General features: G+C 58.5%; 1 protein-coding gene. It reads right to left on the reverse strand.

What is annotated here, in order from left to right:
• The coding region (locus tag JCM13995_RS15135) for a hypothetical protein (protein WP_225350925.1) at positions 1-581 on the reverse strand (581 nt) is incomplete at both ends.

Consider the following 581-nt stretch of genomic DNA (forward strand, 5'->3'; position numbering starts at 1 on the left):
CGCCTGGGTTCGTGTTGCCGCCTGGGTTTGTGTCGCCACCTGGGTTTGTGTCGCCACCTGGGTTCGTGTTGCCGCCTGGGTTCGTGTTGCCGCCTGGGTTCGTGTTGCCACCAGGATTGGTTGTGCCACCAGGAAGTGTGCCACCATCGTTGTATGGATAGACGTAGATAACGATACCGTCAGCCGATGGCGTCAGCGTGTAAGGAATCGCAGTGCCCTCAGGGTTGTCTGTCGTTGGCTTGTAGTTGCCAGGCAGATTATCCGGTACATGAACAATGTAAATCCCCTTATCGCCGACTTTACCAGTGATCATTTCGGTGCCGATCAGCCGCTGTGGCTGCTTGAAGCCAGGCTTTTCGATGTATGTGACCTGGAGCTCATCAGCCGGGTGAGTATCGCGAGCGGGAGTGGTTGTGCCACCCGGGTTGTTATCGCCGCCTGGATTGGTGTTGCCACCAGGATTGGTGTCACCACCCGGGTTCGTATCGCCACCCGGGTTCGTGTCGCCGCCTGGGTTAGTGTTGCCACCTGGGTTCGTATCGCCACCCGGGTTCGTGTTGCCACCTGGGTTCGTGTTGCCG

Source organism: Lacticaseibacillus camelliae DSM 22697 = JCM 13995 (genome assembly GCF_001311195.1).
Classification (GTDB): domain Bacteria; phylum Bacillota; class Bacilli; order Lactobacillales; family Lactobacillaceae; genus Lacticaseibacillus; species Lacticaseibacillus camelliae.